This window comes from Phenylobacterium sp. (genome assembly GCF_022402485.1).
Taxonomy (GTDB): domain Bacteria; phylum Pseudomonadota; class Alphaproteobacteria; order Caulobacterales; family Caulobacteraceae; genus Phenylobacterium.
On sequence record NZ_JAKRSA010000004.1, the window covers coordinates 1 to 4,001 of the forward strand.

Consider the following 4,001-nt stretch of genomic DNA (forward strand, 5'->3'; position numbering starts at 1 on the left):
GCCACGGTAGAGCTGATGGGCACCGACATGATCGGCAAGGACGCCGTGGTGTCCTCCAACGGATCGGTGGGTCTACGCTTCAATGACGCAGTCGGCTTTGGCCTGGACTTCATGGTGGTCAAGGACCCCCGCCGGGCGGGCAGTCTCGAGGGGGCCGGTACGCTCAGCTGGGGCGGGGCGGCGGGGACCTGGTTCTGGGTCGATCCCACCAATGACGTGGTGTTTATCGGCATGATCCAGCGGTTCGGAGGCACCGGCGGACCGGATCTCGGAACGGCGACCCGGACTCTGGTCTATCAGGCCCTAGTGGAGCCTTCGAAATAAGGACGGCGTCCCGGCGGTCCAGCGGCTTGCCGGTCCTCCGCCTTGACAAGGCCTGCCCCACATGCGCCCTTCCGCGCCTCGATTTCCCTGATTTTTCCGCGACTCCTCATGCACCCATATCGCTCCCACACCTGCGGTCAGCTTCGCGCTGGCGACACAGGTCAGACCGTCCGCCTTTCCGGGTGGATCCATCGCAAGCGTGACCATGGCGGTCTGGTCTTCGTAGATCTCCGGGACAATTACGGTCTGACACAGCTGGTGCTGGCGCCGGAAACCCCGGGCTTTGCTGCAGTGGAGCGTTTGAGGGCCGAGAGCGTCATCTGCATCGACGGTGCGGTGGTGGCCCGTACCCCGGAGACGGTGAACCCTAACCTGCCCACCGGCGAGGTCGAGGTGCAGGTCAAGGGCGTTCAGGTCCTGTCAGAGGCCGCTGAACTGCCCCTGCCGGTGTTTGGCGAGCCGGACTATCCTGAGGAAATCCGCCTCAAGCACCGCTATCTCGACCTGCGGCGTGAGACCCTGCATCGCAACATCCTGCTGCGCAGCCAGGTGATCGCCTCGATCCGCCGACGTATGACCGACCAGGGCTTCAATGAGTTCCAGACGCCCATCCTGACGGCGTCCTCGCCGGAGGGTGCCCGGGACTTCCTGGTGCCGTCACGTCTGCATGCGGGCAAGTTCTATGCGCTGCCCCAGGCCCCGCAGCAGTTCAAGCAGCTGCTGATGGTGGCGGGCTTTGACCGTTACTTCCAGATCGCGCCGTGCTTCCGCGATGAGGATCTGCGGGCCGATCGCAGCCTGGAGTTTTACCAGCTCGACGTGGAGATGAGCTTCGTCACCCAGGAAGACATCTTCGCGGCCATTGAGCCGGTGATGCACGGGGTGTTCGAGGAGTTCGCCGGTGGCAAGCCGGTGACCCCCTATCCGTTCCCGCGCATCCCCTACCGGGAGGCGATCGCCAAGTATGGCTCTGACAAGCCTGACCTGCGCAACCCGATCCAGATGCAGGCCGTCTCCGACCATTTCCGAGGTGGCGGCTTTGGTCTGTTCGCCCGCATTCTGGAAGATGCCAAGAATGCGGTCTGGGCGATCCCTGCGCCCAAGGGCGGCAGCCGAGCCTTCTGCGACCGGATGAACTCCTGGGCGCAGGGCGAGGGCCAGCCTGGCCTTGGCTATATCTTCTGGAGTGACGATCAGGGGGGGTGGGGTGGTCCGATCGCCAAGAACCTGGGCGCTGAAAAGACCGAAGCGCTTATGAGCGCGCTCGGCTTGGGCCAGGGCGACGCGGCCTTCTTCGTGGCTGGCGATCCGAAGGTCTTCTACAAGTTTGCGGGCTCAGCCCGGACGAAAGTCGGAACCGACCTGAAGCTCGTGGATGAACACCGCTTCGAGTTCGTCTGGATCGTCGATTTCCCGATGTTCGAGATGAACGAGGAGACCAACCATGTGGACTTCTCGCACAATCCCTTCTCCATGCCGCAGGGCGAGATGGAGGCCCTGGCGAGCCAGGACCCCCTGGATATCCTGGCCTACCAGTATGACATCGTCTGCAATGGCTATGAGCTGTGCTCCGGTGCGGTGCGGAACCACCGGGCCGATGTGATGCTCAAGGCCTTCGAGATCGCGGGCTATAGCCAGCAGGTGGTCGAAGAGCAGTTCGGCGGCATGCTGAACGCCTTCCGCTATGGCGCCCCGCCGCATGGGGGCCTCGCGCCTGGCATCGACCGCATCGTCATGCTGCTGGCCGGTCAGACCGCGATCCGCGAAGTCATTGCCTTCCCACTGAACCAGCAGGGGCAGGACCTGTTGATGAGCGCCCCATCAGAGGTCGAGGAGCGGCAGCTGAAGGAGCTTAGCCTTCGGTTGGCCCTGCCGTTGAAGCCGGCTTGATATAGCCCAGCAGATCGGATCTGGCGCTAGCGCGGAGACGGCCGGAAGGTCAGGACCGGCGGGGCTGGCGGCGTTGGGGGCGACATGCGTCGTCCGCCGCAGCTTTGAACCGCAAGGCCCGAGGGGGCGCGGGTAGTGGCGTTGCCGCAGGCTTGGTTCAGCTGGGCCTGGGTGAGGCCTTGGGTCTTGGACAGATCCACGCCGGCGATATTGGCCCGCCTAAGGCTGGCACCGCGGAAGTCAGCGCCGGCAAAGGTGCCACCCTGCAGGTTGGCATGGTTCAGCTCGGCGTCACGGAACGAGGTGCCGTCAAAGCGACCCCCTTGCAGATTGGCCGCGGTGAGCTCGCTGTCGTCAAACCGGGCGCCGCGGGCATTGACCCGGGAGAGGTCCACGGCGTTCAGCTCGGCCCCATCCAGCCGGGCGTCTGACAGATTGGCGCTGGCGAAGCTGGCACCGCCCCCTTCGGTGTCGCGCAGGTCGCTGCCGCTGAGATTGGCGGCAATGAAGGTTGCCCCATTGAGCTCGGCCCGGCGGAGGTCGGCATCGGTCAGACGGGCGCGGGCAAAACTGGCCCCCATCATCTGGCTTTCGGAAAGGTCAGCCCGGGAGAGGTCGGCCCCAGTGAAGACTGAGCCGTGAAACAGCGCGCCCCGGAGATCCGAGCCCACCAGGGCCGCGCCGGAGAAGTCGGCGCCCATGAACCGCGCCCCCGCCAGCTTTCGGCCCGATAGCTCACAGCCGGCGCAGGAACCGCCGAACGCCACCATTCGCGCCACGGCCTTGTCCCCGGTCATCGCCGCAGCCAGGCTTGGTGTCGCACCAAGGATCAGGGCAAGCAGGGCCAGCAAGGTTGAGAGCCGGGTCATCAGGCGGGCGAGGTCCTTGTGCGGTCACTCATCTGGGACCCGGGATCGGGAAAGGCCACTTAAATCCCCGTAATTTTACGGCCCAGGGGCGTCGTTGTGGCCCCTGACAAGGGTCACAGGCGCACGCCCTAGCACGCCGGGATGCGAAGCCCCCCAGGAAGTCGGGTGGCGCGGTCGCCGCAGGCCTGGTTCAACTGGGTCTGGGTCAGACCCCGGGCCCGGTCCATTTCCGCCCCTGAGAGGTTGGCTCCTGACAGACGGGCGCCGCGAAAGTTTGCGCCTTCCAGGTAGGTCCCCACGAAGCTGGCATTGGTCAGGTCAGCGCCGGCGAAGTTGGCGCTGGAGAACACGCCGCCATAGGCCTCCACATCCCGCAAGTCTGCACCCGAGAAGTTGGTTCTGTTCATGATTGTCAGGCTCAGATCAGCCTGTCGGAGCCTTGCGCCTGACAGGTTCTTGCCGGTGAGCGTCAAACCGCCCAGGTTGGCCTGGAACAGGTTGCACTTGGGGCAATGGGCGCCGGCTCGGACCTGGCTGATCTGGCCGGCATTCTGCGCCGCAGCCGGGGCGGCCAGGAGCATGACGGCGAGAAGGGCGAGGGGGCCTGAGGGTCTCATCGGAGTGCGCCTATCATCGAACTGAGCTTTGTTCTTAACCCTGCAAACTTAAGGCGAGGTGTGCAGTTGGCGCTCAGCCCGTAGCGTCGTCGAACCGCCCAGCCCGCGTTCCGCAGGTCTCACAGATCAGGCTCGCCCCCTTACGAACAACAGCCATGTCGCCGCAGGCCGGACAGATATCAGCGGCCTGGGCACTGACGGCCCTGGCGGCCCGATGATCGGCCAGGGACAGGACCACCAGATTGTCTGGCGCTGCGCCCCGGGAGAAGCCCTTGGAGATGTAGCGCGAGGCCGGCTGGGG

General features: G+C 65.2%; 5 protein-coding genes. 2 read left to right on the forward strand and 3 right to left on the reverse strand.

Annotated elements, in window-relative coordinates:
* Positions 1–324 (forward strand): serine hydrolase (locus MH112_RS00660; protein ID WP_296562672.1); only part of this gene is annotated, 324 nt, incomplete at its 5' end.
* 108 nt (positions 325–432) lie between these two features.
* Entirely contained in the window at positions 433–2,214 is a 1,782-nt protein-coding gene (gene aspS, locus MH112_RS00665) for an aspartate--tRNA ligase (protein WP_296562674.1), read from the forward strand.
* A gap of 26 nt (positions 2,215–2,240) precedes the next feature.
* Here aspS and MH112_RS00670 read toward each other — a convergent pair whose 3' ends face one another.
* The 3 genes from MH112_RS00670 to MH112_RS00680 form a co-directional block, all read right to left on the reverse strand.
* Entirely contained in the window at positions 2,241–3,083 is an 843-nt protein-coding gene (locus tag MH112_RS00670) for a pentapeptide repeat-containing protein (RefSeq protein WP_296562676.1), read from the reverse strand.
* Positions 3,084–3,211: 128 nt separating this feature from the next.
* Positions 3,212–3,700 (reverse strand): pentapeptide repeat-containing protein, encoded by a 489-nt coding sequence (locus MH112_RS00675; protein ID WP_296562677.1) that lies wholly within the window; start codon positions 3,698–3,700, stop codon positions 3,212–3,214.
* 73 nt (positions 3,701–3,773) lie between these two features.
* Positions 3,774–4,001: hypothetical protein (locus tag MH112_RS00680; protein ID WP_296562679.1), on the reverse strand; the 228-nt coding region annotated here is incomplete at its 5' end.